The sequence below is a fragment of the Nocardioides sp. P4_G10 genome (assembly GCF_056401175.1).
Map to the genome: position 1 here is coordinate 1 of NZ_JBFUJV010000017.1, position 23,942 is coordinate 23,942.

The following is a 23,942-nucleotide window of genomic DNA, read 5'->3' on the forward strand; positions in this document are numbered from 1 at the left end:
GCCCCGTAGCGCGAGGAAGTGCCCGGTCGCCGCCCCGTAGCGCGAGGAAGTGCCCGGTCGCCGCCCCGTAGCGCGAGGAAGTGCCCGGTCAGCCGACGCGGCGGCGGGTGTTGCCGAGGTGGAGCCGCATGGCGGCGCGGGCGGTCTCCACGTCACCGGCGAGGACCGCGGCGGCGACGTTGTCGTGCTCGCGCTGGACCCGCTCGACGTGGGTGGCGTCGGTCATGGAGTACGCGTCGCTGAGGCGGGTGCGCGGGAGCATGATCATCATCGGCCCGAGGGAGCCGAGCAGGTCGACGTAGAAGCGGTTGCCCGTCGCCCGCGCCACGGCGAGGTGGAAGGCGAAGTCGGCCTCGACGGCCCCCTCGTGCCCGACGCGCGTGAACCCGGCCAGCGCCTCCTCGATCGCCGCAGCGTCGAGAGCCGTGTGGTGCCGCGCCGCCAGCGCCGCCGCCTCGCTCTCCACGCCGATGCGGAAGTCGAGCATCGCCAGGACGTCGGCCTGGGTGCGGATCGCGGACGACTCGACGTGGAACGACGACGACTCGGGCACCGCGAGCACGAACGACCCGCGGCCCTGCTGGGTCTCGACGAGGCCCTCGGCCCGGAGCCGGGTCACCGCCTCGCGCACGACGGTGCGCGAGACGGCGTACTCCTCGATGAGCTCCGACTCCGACGGGAGCTTGGCCCCCGGGGCCAGGTCACCGGCCAGGATCTTGTCCTTGAGGCCGGCGACGACGCCCGCCGACAGGGTGGTCATGCCGAGAAGGTAGCGGTCTCCACCGTGAGCTCGCGCATCCGCTCGGTGAGCGTGAAGCCGAGGCCCGGACGGTCCGGCACGAAGATCTGGCCGTCGCGGATGTCGATGCGCTCCTCGAAGAGCGGGTTCAGCCACTCGAAGTGCTCGACCCACGGCTCGGTGGGGTACGTCGCCGCGAGGTGGAGGTGGATCTCCATCGCGTAGTGCGGCGCGAGGTCGAGGCGGTGGTGCGCCGCGAGGGTGGCGAACTTCAGGAACGGCGTGATGCCGCCGATCCGCGGCGCGTCGGGCTGCACGATGCCGCGGTAGCCGGCGTCGACGAGGCCCATGTGCTCGGCCACGGACGTCAACATCTCGCCGGTGGCGATCGGGGTGTCGAAGGTCTGCGACAGGTCGGCGTGGCCGACGTGGTCCCACGCGTCGAGGGGCTCCTCGATCCAGACCAGGTCGAACCGCTCGAGCTCGCGGCACATCCGGCGGGCGCGGGCACGGTCCCACTGCTGGTTGGCGTCGACCATGAAGGGACCGTCGCCGAGGTGCTCGCGGAGCGCGGCGACGCGGCGCAGGTCCTCGCGCCAGTCGGGCTGGCCGACCTTGATCTTGATGCCGCCGATGCCGGACTCGAGGGAGCCAGTGGCCTTCTCCTTGATCTCCTCGACGGAGGCCTGGAGGAAGCCGCCGGAGGTGTTGTAGACGCGGCACGAGTCGCGGTGCGCGCCGAGGAGCTTGGCGAGCGGCAGGCCGGCGCGGCGCGCCTTGAGGTCGTGGAGCGCGACGTCGAGCGCGGCGACCGCCTGCGTGGCGACGCCGGAGCGGCCGACGGAGGCACCGGCCCACATGAGCGACTCGTAGATCTTGGCGATGTCGTTGGGGTCCTGGCCGATGGCGACGTCCATGACCTCCTTGAGGTGGGCGTACTGCCCCTTGCCGCCCGCGCGCTTGGAGTAGCTGAACCCCATGCCCTCGAGGCCCTGATCGGTGGTGAGCTCGACGAAGAGCATGACCGTCTCGGTGAGGGGCTTCTGGCGGCCGGTGAGGACCTTGGCGTCGCTGACCGGGTTGGGCAGCGGGAGCACGACGTGCGACAGCGTGACGCTGCGGATGCGGTCGCCCGTGGTGGGGGTCGCGGTGGGCGGGACAAGGGTCTGCGTCATCGGGGTTCCTCGGGTCATCGCGAACAGGTACGAGCTAACTTGTATGATGAGTGTGCAACTTATTACACAAGTACGTCAAGCCCCGCTCGTGAGGAGTCGTGATGAGCCAGGTCAGCAGCCGTCGACAGGTCCCTCGTTGGCGAGACCTCGAGCCGTTCCTGCGGCCACGTCCCGTCGAGCGTGATGTCGTACGACGTCGCCTGACGCGCTGCCTGTCGGTCGACGACGTCGAGCGGCTGGCCCGCCGGCGCGTGCCGGGCGCGGTCTGGGACTACGTCGCCGGCGGCTCCGACTCCGAGCTCGCGATGCGCCGCAACGCCGACGCCTTCGACCGCGTCGAGCTCATGCCGACGACCTTCGGCCAGGTCGCCGCGCCCGACACCACCGCCACCCTGCTGGGCCGCACCGCCGCGGCGCCGATCGTCCTCGCACCGACCGGCTACACGCGGCTGAGCCACCACACCGGTGAGCGCGCCGCGGCCGTCGCGGCCGAGCAGGCCGGCCTGCCGTACACCCTGTCGACCTACGCCACGACCTCGATCACCGACGTCGCGCGCGCGGCACCGGGCGGCCGCAACTGGTTCCAGGTCTACCTGATGAAGGACCGCGCCGTGACCCGGGCGCACCTCGACGAGGCGCGCTGCCAGGGCTACGAGGCGCTGGTGCTCACCATCGACACGACCGTCACCGGCATGAAGCGCAAGGACAAGCAGAACGGCTTCGCCATCCCGCCCCAGCTCACCGCGCGCACGATGGCCGGCATGGCCCGCCACCCCGGCTGGGTCGCCGACATCCTCACCACCGAGCCGCTGCGCTTCGCGACGTTCCCCGAGGGGTCCGCGCACGCCCGGTGGGGCATGTCCAACGAGCTGCGCGAGCAGGAGATCCGACCCGCCGACATCACCTGGCTGCGCGAGGAGTGGGGCGGGCCGGTCGTCGTCAAGGGCGTCCAGTCGGTCGTCGACGCCGTCGCCGCGGTCGATGCCGGCGCGGATGCGATCGTGCTGTCCAACCACGGTGGACGCCAGCTCGACCGCGCCCCGGTGCCGTTCGAGCTGCTGCCCGCCGTCGTCGAGGCGGTCGCCGGTCGTGCGGAGGTGTACGTCGACTCAGGCGTCCGCAGCGGCGGTGACGTGGTCGCCGCAATCGCGCTCGGCGCCACCGGGGTGATGGTGGGACGCGCCTACCTCTACGGCCTCATGGTCGGCGGGCAGCGCGGCGTCACCCACGTGCTCGACCTCCTCACCGACGAGATGCGGCGCGCGATGGGCATGCTCGGCACGCCCACGCTCGCCGACCTGACCTCCGCGCACGCCCGGTTGCGGGCGTGGTGAGGGCGGGACGGTCAGCCGACCGGGGTCACCAGCTCGCCGCGATCGAGGAAGGCGTCGACGTTGTCGAGCACGAGCCGGCCCATCGCCTCCCGGGTCTCGACGGTCGCGCTGCCGACGTGGGGCAGCAGCACGACGTCGTCGCGCTCCAGGAGGGCGGCGGGCACGCGCGGCTCGTCGGCGAACACGTCGAGCCCGGCACCGGCGATGCGACCGGCCTCGAGCGCCGCGACCAGCGCGTCCTCGTCCACGACCGAGCCGCGGGCGACGTTGACCAGGTAGCCCTCGGGGCCGAGCGCGTCCAAGACGGCGGCGTCCACGAGCCCGTCGGTCCCGGCGCCACCCGGTGTCAGCACCACCAGCACGTCGCTCGCAGCCGCCAGCGCGACCGGGCTGTCGTGGTAGGTCCACGCGACGTCCTTGGGGCTGCGCGAGTGGTAGTGGATCTCGGCACCGAAGGCCTCGAGCCGCTCCGCCGCCGCGGTCCCGATCCGGCCCAGGCCGAGCACGCCGACGACCGCGCCGCGCACGTCGCGGGTCAGCGGCATCTTCTCGCCGCGCGCCCACGCACCGGTCCGCACGAACCGGTCGGCGGCCGTGATGCCGCGCAGCACGTCGACGACGAGGAAGGCCGCCAGGTCGGCCACGGCGTCGGTGAGCACGTCGGGGGTGTTGGAGACGACGATCCCGCGGCGCTGCGCCTCGGCCACGTCGACGTTGTCGTAGCCGACGCCGAAGTTCACGATCGCCCGCAGGTCGGGCAGGGCCTCCATCTCCTCCGCGCCGGCCCGCGCACCGCCACCGACCACGGCGACCGCGACGCCCGCCGGGTCGCCGAGGTCCTCCCGCTGCGGGGCGGCGTACCGCTCCGAGAGCCACTCGCGCACGAAGGGCATCAGCCCGCCGAGCTGGACGACACGGACCGGGTGCTGGGTGTCGGTGGTCACCACGCCATCCTTGCCGGGCGGCGGTCGCGGCGTCCAAGTCGACCTCGCTATCGCGCGATACCCACCCACGACCGGAGCGAGAGGAGCGAGCACGCATGGGCCTGCTGATCGGCTTCACCACGATCCTCGTCGTCATCGCCGCCGGCGCGGCGCTCGCCCACGTCGGCGTGCTCGACCGCCGCTCGCAGCGCACCCTCGGCGAGATCGCGTTCTTCGTCGCCTCCCCCGCCCTCATGGTGGTCACCATCAGCAAGGTCCACCTGGAGACGGCGGCGGCCAACCTGGTCGCCTCGACCATCTCGCTCGGGGCCTGCTTCGTCGCGTACGTCGTCATCGCGCGGCTGCGCTGGGGCCTCGACACCGGCTCGCTGCTCCTCGGCGCGCTGTCGTCGTCCTACGTCAACGCGGGCAACCTCGGCATCGCCATCGCGGCCTACGTCGTCGGTGACATCACCGTGGTCGTGCCGACCCTGCTCGTGCAGATGCTGCTCGTGCAGCCGGCGGCGCTGATCGTCCTCGACCGGATCACCGGCCGCGGCGAGGGCGTGGGCCCGGCCGTCCGACGGCTCGTCACCAACCCGCTCACCATCTCCGCCGTCGTCGGCCTGGTGCTGGCGACGACCGGCTGGCGGCTGCCGGCCGCCGTGCTGTCGCCGCTGGAGATGCTGGCCGGCGCGGCGATCCCGCTGATGCTGATGTCGTACGGCGCCGCCCTGAGGCTGAGCCCACCGATCGGTCGGGCCGGCCACAACGGCGAGGTCGTCCTCGCGACGGTCCTCAAGATGGCCGTCATGCCGGTGGTCGCCTGGCTGGTCGGCGTGGCACTCGGCCTCGACGACCGCGTGCTGCTCGGCGTCGTCATCACCGCCGCCCTGCCGACCGCGCAGAACATCTTCCTGCACGCCACCCGCTACCGCGTCGGCGAGGATGTCTCGCGGGAGACCATCCTGGTGACCACCCTCGCCTCCCTGCCCGTGGCGCTGCTCGTCGCCGTGCTGCTGGGCTGACCCGCCCCGCCGACCAGACCGACCAGACCGACCAGACCGACCAGACCGACCAGAAGGAGAACCATGGACGACCTGCTCGACCAGCTGCGCACGAGCATCGGCGCCGACCACGTCCTGACCGAGGACGCCGACGTCGCGGCGTACGTCGTCGACTGGACCGGCACCCACGCCGGGCGGGCCCTCGCAGTGGTCCGGCCGGGCTCGACCGAGGAGGTGGCCGCGGTCGTCGCGGCCTGCGCCGCGGCGGGTGTGGCGGTCGTGCCGCAGGGCGGCAACACCGGGCTGGTCGGCGGCGGGGTGCCCGACGCGTCGGGCAGCCAGGTCGTGCTCTCCCTCGGCCGGATGCGCCGCGTGCGCGAGGTCGACCCGGTAGCCGGCACCGTCACCGTCGACGCCGGCGTCGTGCTGGCCGACGTGCAGGCGGCGGCCGAGAAGGTCGACCGGCTCTTCCCGATGTCGCTGGGCTCCGAGGGCAGCTGCACCATCGGCGGCAACCTGTCGACCAACGCCGGCGGCACCGCGGTGCTGCGCTACGGCATGACCCGCGAGCTGGTGCTCGGCCTCGAGGTCGTGCTGCCCGACGGCCGGGTGTGGGACGGGTTGCGCGGGCTCCGCAAGGACAACACCGGCTACGACCTCACGCAGCTGTTCGTCGGCGCCGAGGGCACCCTCGGCGTCATCACCGGCGCCGTGCTGCGGCTCTTCCCGGCCACCCCGCGGCACGCCACGGCCTGGGTGGCCGTGCCCTCCGTCGACGCCGCGGTGTCCCTGCTCGGCCTGGCCCAGCAGCACGCCGGCGTGCACCTGTCGACGTTCGAGATCGCCAACCGACAGGCCATCGACCTCGTCCTCGCCCACCTGCCAGGGGCGAGCGACCCGCTCGGCGAGCCGAGCGACTGGTACGTCCTGGTCGAGCTCGCCGGCTCCGCCTCCGACGCCGGGCTGGACGAGACCCTCGAGTCGTTGCTCGGCGAGGCCGTCGAGGCCGGCACCGCCGACGACGCGGCGATCGCCGGCAGCCCGGCGCAGCGGTCGGCCCTGTGGGTCCTGCGCGAGGGCATCTCCGAGGTGCAGAAGGTCGAGGGTGCCACGCTCAAGCACGACGTCACCCTGCCGATCGCCCGGCTCGCGGAGTGGGCGACCACGATCGGGCCGCGGCTGCAGGAGGTCTGCCCGGGCGTGCGGCTGGTGACCTACGGCCACGTCGGCGACGGCAACCTCCACTACAACCTCAACGCGCCCCTGGCCGACGGTCGCAGCGATGACGACGCACTCCGTGCCGCGGCGGCCGACCTGACGTCCGCGATCTACGACTCGGTGGCCCGCGAGGCGGGGTCGATCAGCGCCGAGCACGGGCTCGGCCGCACCAAGGTGGCGGCGGCAGCGTCGTACAAGTCCGACGTCGAGGTCGACCTCATGCGCGCCGTCAAGCAGGCGCTCGACCCGGCCGGGCTGATGAACCCGGGCGTCCTCGTCCCGCCCACCCCGTAGGGACTCGCCCTAGGCTGCAGGCATGAAGGCACAGACCCTCGGCCGCATCGTCCTCGGCGGCTTCATGGTGACCGCAGGTGTCCTGCACCTGACCACGCAACGCGAGGAGTTCCGGGCGCAGGTTCCCGACTGGTTCCCGGTCGACGAGGACCTCACGGTCCTCGCCTCCGGCGTCGTGGAGGTCGCGCTGGGCGGGGCGTTCGTCGCGCTGCCGCGGCACCGGCGCACCATCGGTGCACTGCTGGCGGCCTTCTTCGTTGCGATCTTCCCGGGCAACATCGCGCAGTACGTCGAGGGCACCTCCGCGTTCGGCCTCGACACCGACCGCGCCCGCCTCACCCGCCTCTTCTTCCAGCCCGTGCTCGTCCTCTGGGCGCTGTGGGCGGGCGGCCTCCTGGGCCGTCGCCGCCCGGCCCTCGCCGAGGAGCAGCAGCGCGAGGAGGTCGAGACGGGCGAGTAGTTCCCCCGCCCGGGTTTGGGCACCGCCACCCGGGGGAGGTAGGGGTCCAGAGAGAGGGGGACTCCATGCCCATCACCGTGCCCACCAGGAGCACCAGCAGGACACTCGTCGGCGTTGCCGGCCTGTGCGTCCTCGCACTGGCCGCCACCACAGCGCCCGTCACCATGGCCACCGCGTCGCAGGACGACCGCCGCCCCGTGGACCTGCTCAGCCCGGCTCCGGCCGCCCGCGCGACCGCCGACGCCGAAGGTGGTGAGCGCTCGCGCTCCGTCGACGTCGACGCCGCCGCGCTCGACGCCGTACGCACCGGCGACCGCATCAGCCTCGCGCTGTTCGACGACACGACCGTCACCGCCGCCGTCGACCGGCGCACCGACGCCGCCGGGATCACGTCGTGGTCCGGCGGGATCATCGGCGAGAAGGGCAGCGTCACCGGCGTCGTGGTCGGCGGGGTCACCCACATCAACGTCACCTCCGTCGAGCACGGCACCTACGAGGTGCGCAGCACGCCCGAGGGCGACTACGTCGTCGACGAGGCGGGCGACCCGCCTGGCGGCGACGACGTCGTCCTGCCCGAGCGCCCGGGCAAGGCCGAGTCCCACGACCACGGCAGCCAGCCGCGCGCGCCGCGCGACACCGCCGGCGCAGCCGGCGCAGCCGGCGCACCGGGCCCCATCGCCTCGGCCGACGCGCCCGACACGATCGACATCGCCATCGTCTACCCCGCCCAGCTGGTCGCGCAGATGGGGCAGCCCGCAATGGAGGCCCAGTTCGCGCTGGGCATCACCCAGGCCAACGAGGCCTTCGCCAGCTCCGGCGTCGGCACCCGGGTGCGGCTGGTGGGCACGCGCCAGGTCGCCGCGACGCAGTCCTCCGACCTGGTCACCAACCTCAGGGCGCTCGGCACCCCGGGCGACGGCATCTTCGACGAGGCGCAGGCGCTGCGCGAGGAGACCCACGCCGACCTGGTCAGCCTCTGGCTGTCCGGCAGCGTCCCGGGCGGCGCGTCGTGCGGCATCGCCTACCTCGGCGGCACGGACCCGCAGTACGACCCGCAGTACGCCGCCTGGTCGGTCGTCTACGCGGCCGCCTGCGCCACCGAGTTCCGCGCGTTCGCCCACGAGGTCGGGCACAACCTCAGCGCCCACCACGACGCCGGGGCGTCCCAGCCGCCGACCGACGGGAAGCCCTACGCCCGCGGTTACGTCGACGTGGCCGCGCAGACGATCACGGTGATGGCCTACTACGACCAGTGCGTGCGCCAGCAGGTCAACTGCACCCGCATCGGCTACTTCTCCAACCCGAACGTCACCTACAACGGGCGCGTCCAGGGCACCGCTGCGACCAACAACGTGCTGGCGATCAACGAGCAGATGGCGACCGTGGCCGGCTACCGCCAGTCGCAGATCTACCCGGGCACCGCCAGCATCGCCGGCCGCCCCCGCTTCAAGGGCACCGCGGAGGCGACGTCCACGCCGTGGTCCCCGGCCGTCAACCTGGGCTACCAGTGGCTGCTCGACGGCGTCGCGGTCCCGGGCGCGACCGCCAGCACCTTCGAGCTGGGCCGCGGTGACATCGGCAAGACCCTCACGCTGCAGGTGTTCGGCTCCGCGCCGTTCTACCCGACGGTGGCCGCTCCGACGGTGTCCGTCGTCGTCGGCAAGGCGCTGTTCCGCACGAAGCGGCCCAAGCTGCGCGGCGTGCCGCGCGCCGGCCGGGTGCTGTCGGTCAAGGTGAAGGGCTGGAAGCCCAAGCCGGCCAAGAAGAGCGTCAAGGTGCGCTACCAGTGGCTGAAGAACGGGAAGAAGATCAAGGGCGCCAAGAAGGCGACCTACCGCGTCCGCGCCAAGGACCGCGGCAAGAAGATCTCGGTCCGGGTGACGGCCAGGAAGAAGGGCTACGAGAAGGCGCGGAAGAGCTCCAAGAAGGTCAAGATCCGCCGCTGACCGCCCGCCGCCGGGCGGGTCACAGGGTCGGCAGCCAGTCGACCCGCCCGGCGAGCACGGCGTACCCCACGAACGCGCCCACGTCGAGCAGCGTGTGGGCGACGACGAACGGCATCACCCGCCCCCAGCGGCGGAAGAGCCATCCGAACAGCAGCCCCATCGCGAGGTTGCCGACGAAGCCGCCGAGCCCCTGGTAGAGGTGGTAGCTGCCGCGCAGGAGGGCTGCCAGGCCGATGGCGGCGGTGTCGCCGAACCCGATCTGCCGCAGCCGCACCTGCACGAAGCCGAGGACGATGAACTCCTCCACGACGGCGTTCTGCGCGGCCGCGAGCACCAGCACCGGCACCCGCCACCACTCCCCCGGCAGCGACTGGGCGACGACCGTCAGGTTGGTGCCGAGGGCGAAGGTCGCGAGGTAGAAGACCACGCCCACCGAGCCGACACCGGCCGCGAGAAGGGCGCCGCGCCCCCAGTCACCGAGGCTGCTCCAGCCGCCGTCCCGCGCCCACACGTCCTTGAGCCTGCTCCCGGAGCGCACGAGCAGGTACGCCGCCAGCGCGACCGGCACGAGCGCGAAGGCGACGCGCAGCAGCTGGTAGGTCAGGTCGAGCCACGGCCGGTCCGGGGCGAGGGAGTTGTTGAGGTTGGCCGCCTGCGACGACAGCGGCCCCGGCGCCGTGAGCGCCGAGACGATGCTGACGATCGAGTAGACCGCGCTCCGGCCCAGGGAGACGAGCAGCACGATCGCGAGCTCGGTCCACAGCAGCGCCTTCGCCAGGTCCGGCACGCCACCCGGGACGGGTGTGTCCCGGAGTCGCCACCACGGTCTCGTCGCCTCGGTCGTGGTGCTCACGCCCCCAGCATCCCGCAGCCGGCTGAAGTGGCGCTGAGAACCGCCTCGACGAATGCCCCTCGTTGCACGACGATCGACGGGTGAGCACGATCTACGAGGCGGCCGGCGGGAGGGACGTCTTCGTGCGGCTGGCCGAGGCGACGCACCAGCGCTGCCTGGCCGATCCGCTGCTCAGCCACCCCTTCTCCCACGCCGACAACCAGCCCGACCACACCGACCGGCTGGCGGCCTACTGGGCCGAGGCACTCGGCGGCCCGCCGACGTACACCTCCACGATGGGCGGCAGCGAGTCGCACGTGCAGCGCCTGCACGCAGGCGAGGGCGACTACGCCGTCGAGGCCAGCCCCCGGTTCGTGCAGTGCGTCGTCGACTCCTTTGACGAGGCCGGTGTGCCCGACGACCCGCGGGTGCGCCGGGCGATCACCGACTACATCACGTGGGCCGCGACCGGGCCGTTCCAGGCCTGGGGACGCTCGAAGGACGACGTCCCCGACGACCTCGCCCTGACCCACTGGGACTGGGACGGCCCGATCAGGTGAGAACGAGCCCGTCGTCGCCGACGTCCACCGTCACCGCGCCGCCGTCGGTCACCGTGCCCGCGATCAGCAGGCGGGCGAGCGGGTCACCGATGGCCGACTGGATCAGCCGGCGGAGCGGCCGGGCGCCGTACGCCGGGTCGTAGCCGGTGTCGGCGAGCCAGGCGCGGGCGGCGTCGGTCACCGAGATGGTGATCCGCCGGACCGCGAGCCGCTGCTCGAGCAGCGCGAGCTGCAGGTCGACGATGTGGGCCAGGTCGTCCTTCGACAGGGCCTCGAACAGGACGACCTCGTCGAGCCGGTTGAGGAACTCCGGCTTGAAGTGCTGCCGGACCACGCTCATCACCGACATCTTCTTCGTGTCCGGCATCAGGTTCGGGTCGACGAGGAAGTTGGACCCGAGGTTGGAGGTCAGGATCAGCAGCGTGTTGCGGAAGTCGACCGTGCGACCCTGGCCGTCGGTGAGCCGACCGTCGTCGAGCACCTGCAGCAGGATGTCGAAGACCTCGGGGTGCGCCTTCTCGACCTCGTCGAGGAGGACGACGCTGTAGGGGCGTCGCCGCACGGCCTCGGTGAGCTGGCCGCCCTCGTCGTAGCCGACGTAACCGGGAGGGGCACCGACGAGCCGCGAGACCGAGTGCTTCTCGCTGTACTCGCTCATGTCGATGCGGACGATCGCGCGCTCGTCGTCGAAGAGGAAGTCCGCGAGCGCCTTGGCGAGCTCGGTCTTGCCCGTGCCGGTGGGGCCGAGGAAGAGGAACGACCCGGTCGGCCGGTGGGGGTCGGAGATGCCGGCGCGCGAGCGGCGTACGGCGTCGCTGACCGCGGTGACCGCCTCGCGCTGCCCGATGAGGCGCTCGCCGATGACCGACTCCATCTCGAGCAGCTTGGCGGTCTCGCCCTGGAGCATCTTGCCGGTGGGGATGCCGGTCCACGCCTCGACGACGTCGGCGATCTGCTCGGCACCGACCTCCTCGCCGACGAGCGGCTCGAGGTCGCCAAGACCATCCGACTCGGCCTTCTCGACCTCGGCGATCTGCTTCTCGAGCGCCGGGACCTGGCCGTACTGGATCTCCGAGGCACCGGCGAGGTCGCCCTCGCGCAGCTTCTTCTCGGCCTCGATCTTGAGCTGGTCGAGCTGGCGGCGCAGCTCACCCTCGCCCTGGAGCTGGTCCTTCTCGCGCTCCCAGCGGGTCTCGAGCCCGCGCAGCTCCTCCTCGCGGTCGGCGAGGTCCTTGCGCAGCACGGCGAGCCGGTCGGCCGAGGCGGCGTCGCTCTCCTTGGCGAGCGCGAACTCCTCCATCTTGAGCCGCTCGACCCGGCGGCGGAGCACGTCGATCTCCTCGGGGGAGGACTCGTGCTCCATCCGCAGGCGCGACGACGCCTCGTCGATGAGGTCGATCGCCTTGTCGGGCAGCTGGCGACCGGGGATGTAGCGGTCGGACAGCGTGGCGGCCGCGACCAGCGCGGCGTCGGTGATGCGCACGCCGTGGTGGGCCTCGTACTTCTCCTGGATGCCGCGCAGGATCTGGATCGTGTCCTCGACGCTGGGCTCGCCGACGAAGACCTGCTGGAAGCGTCGCTCCAGAGCCGGGTCCTTCTCGATGCGCTCGCGGTACTCGTCGAGGGTGGTCGCACCGATCATGTGCAGCTCGCCGCGGGCGAGCATCGGCTTCAGCATGTTGCCGGCGTCCATCGCGGAGTCGCCGCCGGCGCCCGCGCCGACCACGGTGTGCAGCTCGTCGATGAAGGTGATGACCTGCCCGCCGGCGTCCTTGATCTCCTCGAGGACCGCCTTGAGCCGCTCCTCGAACTCGCCGCGGTACTTCGCGCCGGCCACCATCGCGGCCAGGTCGAGGCTGAGCACCCGACGGCCCTTGAGCGAGTCGGGCACGTCACCGGCGACGACGCGCTGGGCGAGGCCCTCGACGACGGCGGTCTTGCCGACGCCGGGCTCGCCGATGAGGACCGGGTTGTTCTTGGTGCGCCGCGACAGCACCTGGATGACGCGGCGGATCTCGGCGTCACGGCCGATGACCGGGTCGAGACGGCCGTCCTCGGCCGACCTGGTCAGGTCGACGGAGTACTTCTCCAGCGACTCGTACGACGCCTCGGCGCTCTCGCTGGTCACGCGCCGGTTGCCGCGGACCGCGGTGATCGCCTCCCGCAGCCCGGCCTCGGTGAGGCTCGCGTCGGTCAGCACCTTCTGCGCGCTCGACTCGACGGTCGCCGTGGCGACCAGGAGGTGGTCGGTGGCGACGTAGTCGTCCTTCATGGACGCGGCGAGGTCGAGCGCCTGCGCCAGCACGCGGGTCAGCGAGGCCGACGCACTGGGCTGCTGCACGGTCGAGCCGGTGGCACGGGGCAGCTGCTGCTGCACGCCCTCGGCCTGCGCGAGCAGGACGACGGGATCGACGCCCGCCTTCTGCACGAGGCTGCGGGTGGCGCCGTCCTCCTGCTTGAGCAGGGCGACGAGCAGGTGGATCGGCTCGGTGGTGGTGTTGCCGCCCGTGGTGGCGGCGAGCTGCGCAACCTCGACGACCTCGCGGCTGCGGGTGGTGAACTTCTCGGCACCGAACTGGCTCAACTCATCTCCTCATGATGTCCGTGGGTCGAGGAGGGCGCCCCTGCGCCCTCACGAGACCACTGTGGCCTCGCTCCATCCAACGCGCCAGAAGTTGAGTCGATTCCCCTCAACTTCGAGATGGTGCCTGCAGCGGGCACCGAGGTCCATGCAGCCGAACGGGCACCCCACCCCCAAATCTTTACCGACGAGCTGTTTCATTTCGCGAACAACCGGGCACTCTTGGTGTTATGGGCAAGCTGATCTTCGACAACCGCTTCGTCGGAGTCGCGTTCGTGTTGCTGCTGTTCGTCAACGCCTACGCGATCACGAGCGGTTGGTACGCCTGAGGCCATGCCGGCCCCACGACCGTACGCATGACACGATCCCCGGGTGGCGACACCCGGGTTGAGCTCTGACTGCGCGCGCTGCTTCGGCCTCTGCTGCGTGCTGCTGCCCTTCTCCGCCTCGGCGGGCTTCGGCGTCGACAAGCCCGGCGGGCGCCCATGCCTGAACCTCCTCAGCGACGACAGCTGCCGCATCCACGCGACCCTGCGCGAGGACGGGTGGCCCGGGTGCACGGTCTTCGAGTGCTTCGGCGCCGGCCAGCAGGTCTCCCAGGTCACCTACGGCGGTACGTCGTGGCGCGAGCAGGACAACCTCGCCGAGATGGCCGCCGTGCTGTCGGTGATGCGCCGGCTCCACGAGATGCTCGTCCACCTCGTCGAGGTCGCCCGGCGCTCACCCGACCCCGATGCCGACGTCGTACGCGCCGAGGTCGAGCAGCTCACCGGCGCCGACCCCGAGACCCTCCTCCTCGCCGACGTCGACGACCTGCACGAGCGGGTGGGCCGCCTGCTGTCGGAGGCCAGCGCTCGCGTGCGACGACCGTGGCCCACCGCGCAGGACCGCACGCGCGCCGACCTCGCCGGCCGCCGGCTGACCGGCGACCATCGCGGCTGGTCGTTCCGCGGCGCGCTGCTGATCGCCGCCGACCTCCGCGGTGCCGACCTGCGCGAGGTGGACCTCCTCGGCGCCGACCTGCGCGACACCGACCTGCGCGGCTGCGACCTCTCCACCGCCCTGTTCCTCACCCAGCCCCAGGTCAACGGCGCCATCGGCGACCCGGCGACCACCCTTCCGGAGGGTTTGTCGCGGCCCGCACGCTGGGAGTCCTGACCGGGCGGAATACCTCGCGGGAGGGTCGTGCTGTGCCTCGTATGACCGTTCCCAGCATCCAGCTCCATGACGGCACGTCCATCCCGCAGCTCGGCTTCGGCGTGTTCCAGATCGACCCCGCCGACACCGCGGAGGCGGTGACGCAGGCCCTCGAGGTCGGCTACCGCCACATCGACACCGCGGAGATGTACGGCAACGAGAAGGAGGTGGGCGAGGCGCTGCGGTCGTCACCGATCGCGCGGGACGAGGTCTACGTGACCTCCAAGCTCAACAACGGCTTCCACCGCCCCGACGACGCGGAGCGCGCGTTCGAGAAGACGTTGAGCGACCTCGGCCTCGACCGCATCGACCTGTTCCTCATCCACTGGCCGCTGCCGACCCGCTACGACGGCGACTTCGTCTCGACCTGGCGCACCATGGCGTCGTTCGTCGAGGACGGCCGCGCGGCGTCGGTGGGGGTCTCCAACTTCCAGCCGGCCCACCTGCAGCGGCTCGTCGACAAGACCGGCGTCGTCCCGGTGATCAACCAGGTCGAGGTCCACCCCTACTTCACGAACGACGACGTCCGCGCGGCCAATGCGAAGCACGGCATCGCGACCGAGGCGTGGTCGCCGATCGCGCAGGGCCAGGTGCTCGACGACTCGGTCATCACCGAGATCGCCGAGGCGAAGGGCAGGTCGACCGCGCAGGTCACCCTCCGCTGGCACGTCGAGCGCGGCGACATCGTCTTCCCCAAGTCGGTGAACCCCGGGCGGATGAAGGAGAACTTCGAGATCTTCGACTTCTCCCTCACCGACGACGAGGTCGCGCGCATCACGGGCCTGGACCGCGGCGAGGACGGCCGCACCGGCCCCAACCCCGACACCTTCGACTACATCCCCGGCTGACCCACCAGCCGCCACGTCGAGAGGCCCGACCCCGTCCAGGGGTCGGGCCTCCGTCATGCGCACCTGATCCTCATACGCACGCGTGACCCCGCCCGACTGGCCCAGACTCACCCGCATGGAACCCAGCACCTGGCAGCGCCCCGGCCTCCGCGCCGCGCTCCTGTACGCCGTCGCCGCCGGCCTCCTCGGCAGCATCGTCTCCGCGGTCAGCCGCCTCGAGCTCACCCGTCGCGCCGTCCCCGACGCCGAGCTCCCCGACGGACCGGTGATCGTGGTCGCGAACCACACGAGCTTCGCCGACGGCATCCTGCTGGCGCTCGTCGGCCGCCGCCTCGGCCGTTCGCTGCGGCTAATGGCCACCGGCGGCGTCTTCCGGTCGGGTCTGGTCGGCCCGGTCGTGCGTCGGCTCGGGTTCATCCCCGTCCTCCGCGGCACCGACTCGGCCGCCGGCGCGCTCGACTCCGCAGCAACCGCCCTCGAGGCCGGCGAGGCCGTCGGCCTCTTCCCCGAGGGCCGCATCACCCGCGACCAGCAGCACTGGCCCGAGCGGTCCAAGACCGGCGCCGTCCGGCTCGCGCTCCGCACCGGCGCGCCGGTCGTCCCCGTCGCGCTGGTCGGAGCGCACCAGGTCGTGGGCACGAGCGGCATCGTCGCCCGGCTGCTGCGCAACACCGTCCTGCGCCCACGGGTGCGGGTCGCGGTCGGGGACCCGATCGACGTACGACGCCTCGCGGGAGTCAGTGGTGACCAGCCGGTCGACGACGCGACCGTGCGCCGGGTGGCCGACGAGGTGATGACCGTGCTGGTGTCGCAGGTCGCCGAGCTGCGCGGGGAGCCCGCGCCCCACCCGACCGGCGTGCCGGCGGAGGCGCTCAGCGCCTGACCCTCGCCCGGCAGGCGTCAGGAGTAGCGGTGGCTCTTCGCTGCGTGGCCGCGCTCGCGGGTGCAGGTGCGGCCGCTCATGTTGCGGTGGCCGCACAGCTCCTCGGTCGCCGAGGGCTCGGACTCGACCGCCGGCTGCGCTGCCGACGTGGCTGCCTTCTTCGCAGCCGGAGCCGGCGGGGCGACGGGCGCCGCAGCCTTCGGGCGCGCGGGCGAGGAGGTCGCGCGCTTCTGCGCCTCGGCATACTTCGCCTCGCGCATGGCACGCAGGTTGTCCATCTTGCTCATCGTCCACTCACGGGATGAACCTACGCGCTCGCACCGACAGCGTCGGTCATCGGCTCCAGTCGATCGCGTCGTGGACGTCCTGCAGCCGGCGTCCGCGCACCGGGTCGTGCTGGGCGACCCACGCGATCCGGCCGCGCAGGTGCTCCTCGAAGGCGGGTACGTCGTCGTGGTTCTGCGTGCTCGGTCCGTGGCGGTGGCAGTTGTGCAGGATCGCCCGCAGCAGGTCGACCTGGTGGCGGGCCACCTTCGGCCGTTCGTTGACCACCAGCCCGCCGAGGGTCTGCCGACCGGCCCGCGGCATGACCCCGGTCTTGCGGGCGTTGAGCCGGAAGCCCTCGTCCGCGACGATCGCCTCGACCGCGTCGATGAGGCGCGACGTGCCCGTGCCCCACCCGCGCTCGCCCGAGAACGCCAGGTCGTCGGCGTACCTCGTGTAGCGCCCGCCCCACGACCGGGCCAGCGCGGTGAGGCGCACGTCGAGCCGGAAGGCTGCCAGGTTGGCCATCGCCGGCGACGTCGGCGCACCCTGCGGCAGGTGTGGCGCGGCGAGCCGGCGACCGAGCCGCCAGTGGGCGTCGAGCATGCCGTCGTCCGCGGGCGTCGGCACCGCGCGCCAGGTCGAGAGCGGCAGGACGCTCGTCACGAGGCCGGCCAGGCAGTGCGCGACCGGCTCCGGGTAGCCGGCGGTGCGCCAGATGCCGTAGACGCGGGAGACGGTCACGCTCGCGAAGAACGCCTCGAGGTCGAGCCGCAGCACGACGCTCCGGTCGGCGTGGGGCGCTGCGTAGGAACGCACCGAGCCTCCGGGCCGGAAGCCCCTGGCCGCGTCGTGCGGCGGGATGAGGGCGGCGACCTCGTGGAGCAGGCGGCGCTGCACGGCCTTGAGCCGCGGCTTGGGTGCTTCGAGGACGCGGATGGCGCCGCTGGGCGCCACGCGGTGGGAGACGCGGTAGTGCTGGAGGGGGACGTCGGAGGCGCTGCGCGCCAGGTGTCTCGGGTCGGCGAACCAGTCGAGGTCGGAAGCGCTGAGACGCAGGAACGACGCCACGTCCGCGAGGTCGTCGAGCACCGGCAGCCGCCACCGGTTGGCGATCATCTGCGTGGCGACGACCGGTTGCACCAGGGGGACCGCGCGCAGCGCCTTGGCCGCCGCCGGACGCGAGGCGAGGTTGGCGGCGAGCTCGCGGGGACGGTCGACCGGTGCGCGCGGGTAGAGCGCGAGCGTCTGGCGCACGAGCGGCGGCAGCCACCGCGCTCGGCGACCCAGCACCGTCGCGCCGCTCGCGACCATGCCCGGCTGGGTCCACTCGCCGGCGAGGAAGGCGGCCGCCAGGGCGCGCGCCAGGTCAGCCCTCATCCGGCCGCCGACCCGTTGGCCGGAAGGGTGACGTGGAGGGTGTGCGGCAGCGCAGCCCGACCTGTCCCGTCGTGCGCGCGATGACCTGCAGCGGAGCGCAGCGAGTCGCGCGCGGTGCCGTGCCCGAACGATCCGGTGGTCCCCGGGGTAGCCCCGGAGAAGCCGACCGGTGACGCGCACCGGTCCGCCGTCTCGAGATTGCGCTGCCGCACCCCGCGCACAGTAGCCGCAGGCCACGACAACCGGGGCCGGCTACGCCTCGAGCCAGGCGGCGAGGTTGGCCAACGACGCGTCGAGACCCTGCTGGTGCGCCTCCACGTCGATGGCGGGAGGTACGTCGGTCGCGTCGATGGCGACGCGGGTGCCCGTGTCGCGGGCGGTGAAGGTCCACGTCATCGTCATCCGGCCGGCGGCGTCCGGGTCGTCGGAGTCGAACTCGACGCCCCAGACCACGCGCTCGGGCTCGACGAGCTCGTCGATCGCGACGCGGGAGACGTCGCTGTGCTCGGTCGTCTTGCCGCCACCCTCGGGTGCCTCGTCGTAGCGGAGCGTCATCGTGAAGCCACCGCCGACCCGCAGGTCGGCGTCGGCGATCTCGCCGGTCATCCCGTCCGGAGGGAGCCAGGCCGCCAGCGCGTCGGCGTCGACGAAGGCGGCGTACACCTCCTCCGGAGGCGCACTGACGTCGGTGACGGCCCGGTCGATGCGCGGCACGTCAGGACCCGCGACGCCACACGACGAGGGACTGCCCGACGGCCTGGTGCAGCACCGGAAGCTTGTTGGTGGGCTGCACCGCCGCCCGCGCGGCGAGCCCGCTCCGCAGCGCCTGGAGCTCGGCGACGAGCTCCTCGTTGCGGGCGCGGAGCGCGTCGACCTGCAGCTCGAGGTCCATGATGCGGCGGACCCCCTCGATGCCGATGCCGGCACGGGTGAGGTCGGCGATCTCGCGCAGACGCTCGATGTCGCGGTGGGAGTAGCGGCGACCGCCGCCGCCGGTGCGGCCCGGCTGGATCAGCCCCATCCGCTCGTAGGCGCGCAGGGTCTGCGGGTGCAGGCCCGTCAGCTCCGCGGCGACGGAGATGACGTAGACCGCGGCATCGGGCGACGGGGGCTGGAAGACGGTGTTCACGGGGTGCTCATGCCTCGAACAGGCCCGCGCGGAGCGGCTTGCCGGCGGTCGCCGCGCGGTAGGCCTCGAGGGCCTCGCGTGCGGTCGGGTCGAGGTGGGCCGGGACCTGCACCTCGACCGTGGCGAGCAGGTCGCCCTTGCTGCCGTCGCGCTTGGTGGCGCCCTTGCCGCGGACCCGGAAGGTGCGGCCGTTGGGCGTGCCCGGGGGCAGCTTGAGGGTCACCGGCGCACCGCCGAGCGTCGGGATCTTCACCTCGCCACCGAGGGCCGCCTCGTCGAAGGAGACGGGGACGTCGATGGTGAGGTTGTCGTCCTTGCGGCCGAAGACGCGGTGGGGCGTGACCTTGACCTTGACGAACAGGTCGCCCGGCGGGCCGCCGTTGTCGCCGGGCGCGCCCTTGCCCTTGAGCCGGATCCTCGCGCCGTCCTTGACGCCGGCCGGGATGCGGGCCTGGATGGTGCGCGCCGAGGTGCCGCGACCGCTGCCGTGGCAGGTGGGGCAGGCCTCGTCGTACACCAGCTGGCGCCCGCCACAGGCGGGGCAGGTCTCGTTGATGGAGAACGCCCCGCCCGTGCCGGACACGACGAATCCTGCGCCCTCGCACTCCGGGCAGATGTGCGGCCGGGTGCCGGGCTTGCCGCCGGTTCCCTGGCAGGTGGGACAGGCGGTGTCGGAGGTCAGGCGCAGCGACACCGTGACGCCGTCGAGCGCGTCGGTGAAGCCGATGGTGGCCGTGCTCTCGACGTCGGCGCCCCGGCGCGGCCGGGCCTGCTGCTGCGTACGCCCGCGCTGGGCGCCACCGAACAGGTCGCCGAACATGTCGCCGAGCCCGCCGCCCGCACCTGCGCGGTCGCGGAGCAGGTCGTCGAGGTTGAACCCGCCGCCGCCGCCGAAGCCGCCGCCGCCCCCGCCCATGCCGGGTCCGAAGCCGCCGTGCGCCTGCAGCGAGCGGAACTCGTCGTACTTGGCGCGCTTGGCCTCGTCGCCGACGACGTCGTAGGCCTCGGCGACGGCCTTGAACGTCTCGTGCTTGGCGTCGTCGCCGGGGTTGGAGTCGGGGTGGTTGGCCCGGGCCAGCTTGCGGTAGGCCTTCTTGATGTCGGCCGCGCTGGCGTCCTTGGCGACGCCGAGGACCTGGTAGAAGTCCTTGGTCGCCCAGTCGTTGCGGAAACCTTCGTTGTCAGCCATGGATCAACCTCCCTCCGTCGTCGACAGGGTCATCGGGTGCGTGGTGCCGCCTCAGGCGTCGGCCGGGTCGACCACGAGCACCTGGGCGGCGCGGACGACACGGTCGCCCATCCGGTAGCCGCCCTTGGCGACGTGCTTGACCGTCGTGACCTGCACCTCGGCGTCGGCGCCGAGGTGGCTCAGCGCCTCGTGGAAGGTCGGGTCGAACGCGTCGCCCGGCTCGCCGAAGCGGACCAGGCCGGCGCTCGCCACGACCCGCTCGAGCTGGTCGGCGACAGCCTTGAAGCCGCCCTCGAGCTCGCCGTGCTCCTTGGCCCGGTCGATGGTGTCGAGGACCTCGATCACCGGCGTCAGCGCCTTGTAGGCGGCCGACTCGGCCACCATCTGCCGGTCGCGGTCGACCCGCTTGCGGTAGTTGGCGTACTCGGCCTGGAGCCGCTGCAGGTCGTTGGTCAGGTCGGCGAGCGATCCCTTCATGGCGGCGAGCTGGTCCTCCTCGGTGTCGAGGTAGGAGTCGTCACCGGCGTCCAGGTCGGGGCGCTCCTCGGCGGTGCCGGGGTCGTCACCGGCGACGGCGTCGCCGGCCACCTGCTCCTCGACCTCGGTCTGGGCGGGCGCCTCACCGGCGGCGTCCCCGAAGCCGCCCCCCGGAGAGGGAGCCGCGGTGGGCTCCCCCTCCGGGAGGTCGGTCGCCTCGGGGCCCGGGGTGGGCTCGACGGGGCGATCGGTCACTTGGACTCACCCTCGGCGGACGCGCTGCCGTCGGTCGAGCCGTCGGTCGAGCCGTCGGTCGAGCCGTCCGTCGGCTCGTCGACGATCTCGGCGTCGACGACGTCGTCGTCCGACTCGCCGGTCGCCCCGGTGGCGCCACCCGCGGCGGCCTGGTCGGCCTCCGCAGCGGCGTACATCGCGGCACCCATCTTCTGGCTGGACTCGCCCAGCTTGGTGATGCCGGCGGTGATGTCCTCGGAGGACGCGTCCTCCTTGGCCAAGGTCTCCTTGAGGGCGTCGACGTCCGTGCGGACCTCGGTCTTCACGTCCTCGGGGAGCTTGTCGTCGTTGTCGGCGAGGAACTTCTCGGTCGTGTAGACGAGCTGGTCGCCCTGGTTGCGGGCCTCGACCGACTCGCGACGCTTGGCGTCCTCCTCGGCGTACTGCTCGGCCTCCTTGACCATGCGGTCGATCTCGTCCTTGCCGAGCGCCGAGCCACCGGAGATGGTCATCGACTGCTCGCGGCCGGACGCCTGGTCCTTGGCCGAGACGTGCACGATGCCGTTGGCGTCGATGTCGAAGGTGACCTCGATCTTCGGCACGCCGCGCGGGGCCGGCGGGAGGCCGGTGAGCTCGAAGTTGCCGAGAGGCTGGTTCTGCGACCACATCTGGCGCTCACCCTGGGCGACCTTGATCTCCACCGACGGCTGGTTGTCGTCAGCGGTGGTGAAGATCTCCGACCGCTTGGTGGGGATGGTGGTGTTGCGCTCGATGAGCGTGGTCATCACGCCACCCTTGGTCTCGATGCCGAGGGAGAGCGGGGTGACGTCGAGGAGCAGCACGTCCTTGACCTCGCCCTTGAGGACACCGGCCTGGAGCGCGGCGCCCACGGCGACGACCTCGTCGGGGTTGACGCCCTTGTTGGGCTGCTTGCCGCCGAGGAGCTCGGTGACGACCTCGGTGACGGCCGGCATGCGGGTCGAGCCACCGACGAGGACCACGTGGTCGATCTTGTCGATCGCGACGCCGCCGTCCTTGAGGACGTTCTGGAACGGCGCCTTGGTGCGCTCGAGCAGGTCGGCGGTCAGCTTCTGGAACTCGCTGCGCGTCAGCTTCTCCTCGAAGTGCAGCGGGCCGGACTCGCCGTGCGTGATGTAGGGCAGGTGGACCGTGGTCTCACTGGAGGACGAGAGCTCGATCTTCGCCTTCTCCGCGGCCTCCTGCAGGCGCTGCTTGGCGATCTTGTCGGCCGCCAGGTCGACGCCGTTGGAGTCCTTGAACTTCTTGACCATCCACTCGACGACGCGGTTGTCCCAGTCGTCGCCACCGAGGTGGTTGTCGCCGGAGGTCGCCTTCACCTCGACGACGCCCTCACCGATCTCGAGCAGGGACACGTCGAACGTGCCGCCACCGAGGTCGAAGACGAGGATGGTCTGGTCGTCACCCTTGTCGAGGCCGTAGGCCAGCGCGGCCGCGGTGGGCTCGTTGACGATGCGGCTGACGTTGAGGCCCGCGATCTCGCCGGCCTCCTTGGTCGCCTGGCGCTGGGCGTCGGAGAAGTAGGCGGGGACGGTGATGACCGCGTCGGTCACCGTCTCGCCGAGGTAGGCCTCGGCGTCGCGCTTGAGCTTCTGCAGCACGAACGCGCTGATCTGCTGGGGGGTGAAGGTCTTGTCGTCGATGTCGACCTTCCAGTCCTCGCCCATGTGGCGCTTGACGGACCGGATGGTGCGGTCGACGTTGGTGACCGCCTGTCGCTTGGCGACCTCTCCGACGAGGACCTCGCCGGACTTGGTGAAGGCGACGACGGACGGGGTCGTCCGCGCGCCCTCGGCGTTCGCGATGACGGTGGGCTCGCCACCCTCAAGGACGGCGACGACGGAGTTGGTCGTGCCGAGGTCGATGCCGACCGCTCGAGCCATGGTGTGTTCCTCCTGCTTGGTCTTGCGTGGATGACGTCAGTCTCGGTGCCATCCTGCCGCGCGTCGGCGGAGGAGGCAAAACAGTTGAGTCGGTCTGACTCAAGTCTGTTCATGGGGTACAACGCAGGTCGGGGCCGGATGTTCCCCGATCCGGACAGAAACCTGGTGTGACCTGGCTCCCCCTCGTCTTGGCTAGCCTTGGCGCATGATCCGCCACACCGTCGCGTTCCGGCTCCACCACGCCCCCGGCTCCACCGAGGAGGCCGACTTCCTCGCCGCCGCCCGGGCGCTGGCCGACATCCCGGGCGTCACGGCGTTCGAGCAGCTGCGCCAGACCAGCCCGAAGAACGACTTCGCCTTCGGCTTCTCGATGGAGTTCGCCGACCAGGCGGCGTACGACGGCTACAACGAGCACCCGGTGCACACCGCCTTCGTCGCGGGCCGCTGGGTGCCGGAGGTCGCGGACTTCCTCGAGATCGACTACGCGCCGCTCTGACGCGCGTACGCCGTCGACCCGGCGCGAGGATGCGCCGACTCGAGGTCAGCGGGTCCAGACGTACGGCGTCGTGGTGGTCACGGCCTGCAGGCCGGAGCGCTCGAGGATCGGGCGGGACATGTCGGTGCAGTCGGAGTTGATGAACCGGATGCCGCGGGCCGTCGCCGACCGGGCGCGCGCGGCCACGAGCGCGCGGTAGATCCCGCGGCCGCGGTAGTCGGGCAGCGTCGAGCCGCCCCAGATGCCCGCGAACTCGGTGCCCGGGACCGGGGTGAGCCGGCCGCCGCAGACGACGCGGCCGCCGACCTCGGCGACCCAGAACTCCGAGTCGCCGGACTCGAGCTCGGCCAGCGATGACTCCACCGACGGCCCGCGACCCGTGCCGAAGACCGACTCCTGCGCGTCGAGCATCCGGGTGAGGTCGTCGACGACCGACGGGCCCGGCTCGAGACGTCGTACGACGACGGGCCCCTCGGGCTCCTCGGCGAGGGGCACGTCGACGTCGAGCAGCGACGCCTCGCCGATCATCACCGTCTCCCGCGGCTCGGCGACGAGCCCGTGGGCGACGAGCCGCTCGCCCAGGTCGGCGGGCCGGTCGTGCCCGCGCGACTTCCACTCGAACGCCGCGACGTCGGTGTCGTCGCGGTAGTGGGCCACCGTCCGCTCGATGAGCGCGTCGAGCGCCTCCCCCTCGAGGCCGCCGAGGTCGCGGTAGGACACGAACCCGCCGTGGTCGAAGACGCCCCACAGGAGCGGCCCCTCGCGCACGACCTCCCGGGCCCGGGCCATCTCGGCGTCGGTGCGGAGCTGCTCGTCGTAGGCCGCCAGGAGGGCGTCGGTCGTCATGGGCGGCA

The 23,942-nt window shown here is 72.2% G+C and carries 23 protein-coding genes; 10 read left to right on the forward strand and 13 right to left on the reverse strand.

Annotated elements, in window-relative coordinates:
- Nucleotides 1–88: 88 nt before the first annotated feature.
- Together AC1DP1_RS16745 and AC1DP1_RS16750 are read right to left on the reverse strand one after the other, a co-directional pair.
- Nucleotides 89–760: a FadR/GntR family transcriptional regulator gene (locus AC1DP1_RS16745; protein WP_477507782.1), complete on the reverse strand. Its 672-nt coding sequence runs from the start codon at nucleotides 758–760 to the stop codon at nucleotides 89–91.
- Nucleotides 757–1,914, reverse strand: coding sequence for an L-talarate/galactarate dehydratase (locus AC1DP1_RS16750; protein WP_477507783.1), 1,158 nt, complete (start codon nucleotides 1,912–1,914; stop codon nucleotides 757–759). The genes AC1DP1_RS16745 and AC1DP1_RS16750 overlap by 4 nt, the downstream gene beginning before the upstream one ends.
- A gap of 101 nt (nucleotides 1,915–2,015) precedes the next feature.
- On the opposite strand from AC1DP1_RS16750, the gene AC1DP1_RS16755 reads away from it, so the two are divergent.
- Nucleotides 2,016–3,248 carry an alpha-hydroxy acid oxidase gene (locus AC1DP1_RS16755; protein WP_477507784.1) on the forward strand — a complete coding sequence of 411 codons (1,233 nt, stop codon included), beginning with the start codon at nucleotides 2,016–2,018 and terminating at the stop codon, nucleotides 3,246–3,248.
- An 11-nt stretch (nucleotides 3,249–3,259) separates the two neighbouring features.
- Here AC1DP1_RS16755 and AC1DP1_RS16760 read toward each other — a convergent pair whose 3' ends face one another.
- On the reverse strand, nucleotides 3,260–4,192 hold the full coding sequence (locus AC1DP1_RS16760; RefSeq protein WP_477507785.1) for a 2-hydroxyacid dehydrogenase: 933 nt from the start codon (nucleotides 4,190–4,192) through the stop codon (nucleotides 3,260–3,262).
- A 95-nt stretch (nucleotides 4,193–4,287) separates the two neighbouring features.
- On the opposite strand from AC1DP1_RS16760, the gene AC1DP1_RS16765 reads away from it, so the two are divergent.
- From AC1DP1_RS16765 to AC1DP1_RS16780, 4 genes are all read left to right on the forward strand, one after another.
- Nucleotides 4,288–5,199 (forward strand): AEC family transporter, encoded by a 912-nt coding sequence (locus AC1DP1_RS16765; RefSeq protein ID WP_477507786.1) that lies wholly within the window; start codon nucleotides 4,288–4,290, stop codon nucleotides 5,197–5,199.
- A gap of 63 nt (nucleotides 5,200–5,262) precedes the next feature.
- Nucleotides 5,263–6,690, forward strand: coding sequence for an FAD-binding oxidoreductase (locus AC1DP1_RS16770; RefSeq protein WP_477507787.1), 1,428 nt, complete (start codon nucleotides 5,263–5,265; stop codon nucleotides 6,688–6,690).
- 22 nt (nucleotides 6,691–6,712) lie between these two features.
- A complete protein-coding gene (locus AC1DP1_RS16775; RefSeq protein ID WP_477507788.1) occupies nucleotides 6,713–7,150 on the forward strand; it encodes a DoxX family protein in 438 nt (145 codons plus the stop codon).
- Between the two features lie 65 nt (nucleotides 7,151–7,215).
- Nucleotides 7,216–9,096 carry a reprolysin-like metallopeptidase gene (locus AC1DP1_RS16780; RefSeq protein ID WP_477507789.1) on the forward strand — a complete coding sequence of 627 codons (1,881 nt, stop codon included), beginning with the start codon at nucleotides 7,216–7,218 and terminating at the stop codon, nucleotides 9,094–9,096.
- Nucleotides 9,097–9,115: 19 nt separating this feature from the next.
- Here the strand turns inward: AC1DP1_RS16780 and AC1DP1_RS16785 are convergent, their stop codons facing one another.
- A complete protein-coding gene (locus tag AC1DP1_RS16785; RefSeq protein ID WP_300047712.1) occupies nucleotides 9,116–9,949 on the reverse strand; it encodes a CPBP family intramembrane glutamic endopeptidase in 834 nt (277 codons plus the stop codon).
- 80 nt (nucleotides 9,950–10,029) lie between these two features.
- Here AC1DP1_RS16785 and AC1DP1_RS16790 point away from each other — a divergent pair, with 80 nt between their 5' ends.
- Nucleotides 10,030–10,488, forward strand: coding sequence for a globin domain-containing protein (locus tag AC1DP1_RS16790; RefSeq protein ID WP_477507790.1), 459 nt, complete (start codon nucleotides 10,030–10,032; stop codon nucleotides 10,486–10,488).
- Here AC1DP1_RS16790 and clpB read toward each other — a convergent pair.
- On the reverse strand, nucleotides 10,481–13,072 hold the full coding sequence (gene clpB / locus AC1DP1_RS16795) for an ATP-dependent chaperone ClpB (RefSeq protein ID WP_477507791.1): 2,592 nt from the start codon (nucleotides 13,070–13,072) through the stop codon (nucleotides 10,481–10,483). The genes AC1DP1_RS16790 and clpB overlap by 8 nt on opposite strands.
- A 369-nt stretch (nucleotides 13,073–13,441) precedes the next feature.
- Here clpB and AC1DP1_RS16800 point away from each other — a divergent pair, with 369 nt between their 5' ends.
- From AC1DP1_RS16800 to AC1DP1_RS16810, 3 genes are all read left to right on the forward strand, one after another.
- A complete protein-coding gene (locus AC1DP1_RS16800) occupies nucleotides 13,442–14,227 on the forward strand; it encodes a pentapeptide repeat-containing protein (protein ID WP_477507792.1) in 786 nt (261 codons plus the stop codon).
- A gap of 41 nt (nucleotides 14,228–14,268) precedes the next feature.
- Nucleotides 14,269–15,114: an aldo/keto reductase gene (locus tag AC1DP1_RS16805; RefSeq protein ID WP_477507793.1), complete on the forward strand. Its 846-nt coding sequence runs from the start codon at nucleotides 14,269–14,271 to the stop codon at nucleotides 15,112–15,114.
- A 115-nt stretch (nucleotides 15,115–15,229) separates the two neighbouring features.
- Nucleotides 15,230–15,997, forward strand: a complete 768-nt coding sequence (locus AC1DP1_RS16810) for a lysophospholipid acyltransferase family protein (RefSeq protein ID WP_477507794.1) — start codon at nucleotides 15,230–15,232, stop codon at nucleotides 15,995–15,997.
- Nucleotides 15,998–16,014: 17 nt separating this feature from the next.
- Here AC1DP1_RS16810 and AC1DP1_RS16815 read toward each other — a convergent pair whose 3' ends face one another.
- From AC1DP1_RS16815 to dnaK, 7 genes are all read right to left on the reverse strand, one after another.
- A complete protein-coding gene (locus tag AC1DP1_RS16815) occupies nucleotides 16,015–16,275 on the reverse strand; it encodes a hypothetical protein (protein ID WP_477507795.1) in 261 nt (86 codons plus the stop codon).
- Nucleotides 16,276–16,330: 55 nt separating this feature from the next.
- A complete protein-coding gene (locus AC1DP1_RS16820) occupies nucleotides 16,331–17,641 on the reverse strand; it encodes a reverse transcriptase family protein (protein WP_477507796.1) in 1,311 nt (436 codons plus the stop codon).
- Between the two features lie 252 nt (nucleotides 17,642–17,893).
- Nucleotides 17,894–18,355, reverse strand: a complete 462-nt coding sequence (locus AC1DP1_RS16825) for an SRPBCC domain-containing protein (RefSeq protein WP_477507797.1) — start codon at nucleotides 18,353–18,355, stop codon at nucleotides 17,894–17,896.
- Between the two features lies 1 nt (nucleotide 18,356).
- Nucleotides 18,357–18,770, reverse strand: coding sequence for a heat shock protein transcriptional repressor HspR (locus AC1DP1_RS16830; RefSeq protein ID WP_477507798.1), 414 nt, complete (start codon nucleotides 18,768–18,770; stop codon nucleotides 18,357–18,359).
- Between the two features lie 7 nt (nucleotides 18,771–18,777).
- Nucleotides 18,778–19,959 carry a molecular chaperone DnaJ gene (gene dnaJ, locus AC1DP1_RS16835; protein WP_477507799.1) on the reverse strand — a complete coding sequence of 394 codons (1,182 nt, stop codon included), beginning with the start codon at nucleotides 19,957–19,959 and terminating at the stop codon, nucleotides 18,778–18,780.
- Between the two features lie 51 nt (nucleotides 19,960–20,010).
- Nucleotides 20,011–20,691 carry a nucleotide exchange factor GrpE gene (grpE, locus tag AC1DP1_RS16840; protein WP_477507800.1) on the reverse strand — a complete coding sequence of 227 codons (681 nt, stop codon included), beginning with the start codon at nucleotides 20,689–20,691 and terminating at the stop codon, nucleotides 20,011–20,013.
- A complete protein-coding gene (gene dnaK / locus AC1DP1_RS16845) occupies nucleotides 20,688–22,592 on the reverse strand; it encodes a molecular chaperone DnaK (RefSeq protein ID WP_477507801.1) in 1,905 nt (634 codons plus the stop codon). Before dnaK ends, grpE begins: the two co-directional genes overlap by 4 nt.
- Before the next feature lie 205 nt (nucleotides 22,593–22,797).
- On the opposite strand from dnaK, the gene AC1DP1_RS16850 reads away from it, so the two are divergent.
- Nucleotides 22,798–23,088, forward strand: a complete 291-nt coding sequence (locus AC1DP1_RS16850) for a Dabb family protein (RefSeq protein ID WP_477507802.1) — start codon at nucleotides 22,798–22,800, stop codon at nucleotides 23,086–23,088.
- 45 nt (nucleotides 23,089–23,133) lie between these two features.
- Here AC1DP1_RS16850 and AC1DP1_RS16855 read toward each other — a convergent pair whose 3' ends face one another.
- Nucleotides 23,134–23,934: a GNAT family N-acetyltransferase gene (locus tag AC1DP1_RS16855; protein WP_477507803.1), complete on the reverse strand. Its 801-nt coding sequence runs from the start codon at nucleotides 23,932–23,934 to the stop codon at nucleotides 23,134–23,136.
- Nucleotides 23,935–23,942 lie beyond the last annotated feature (8 nt).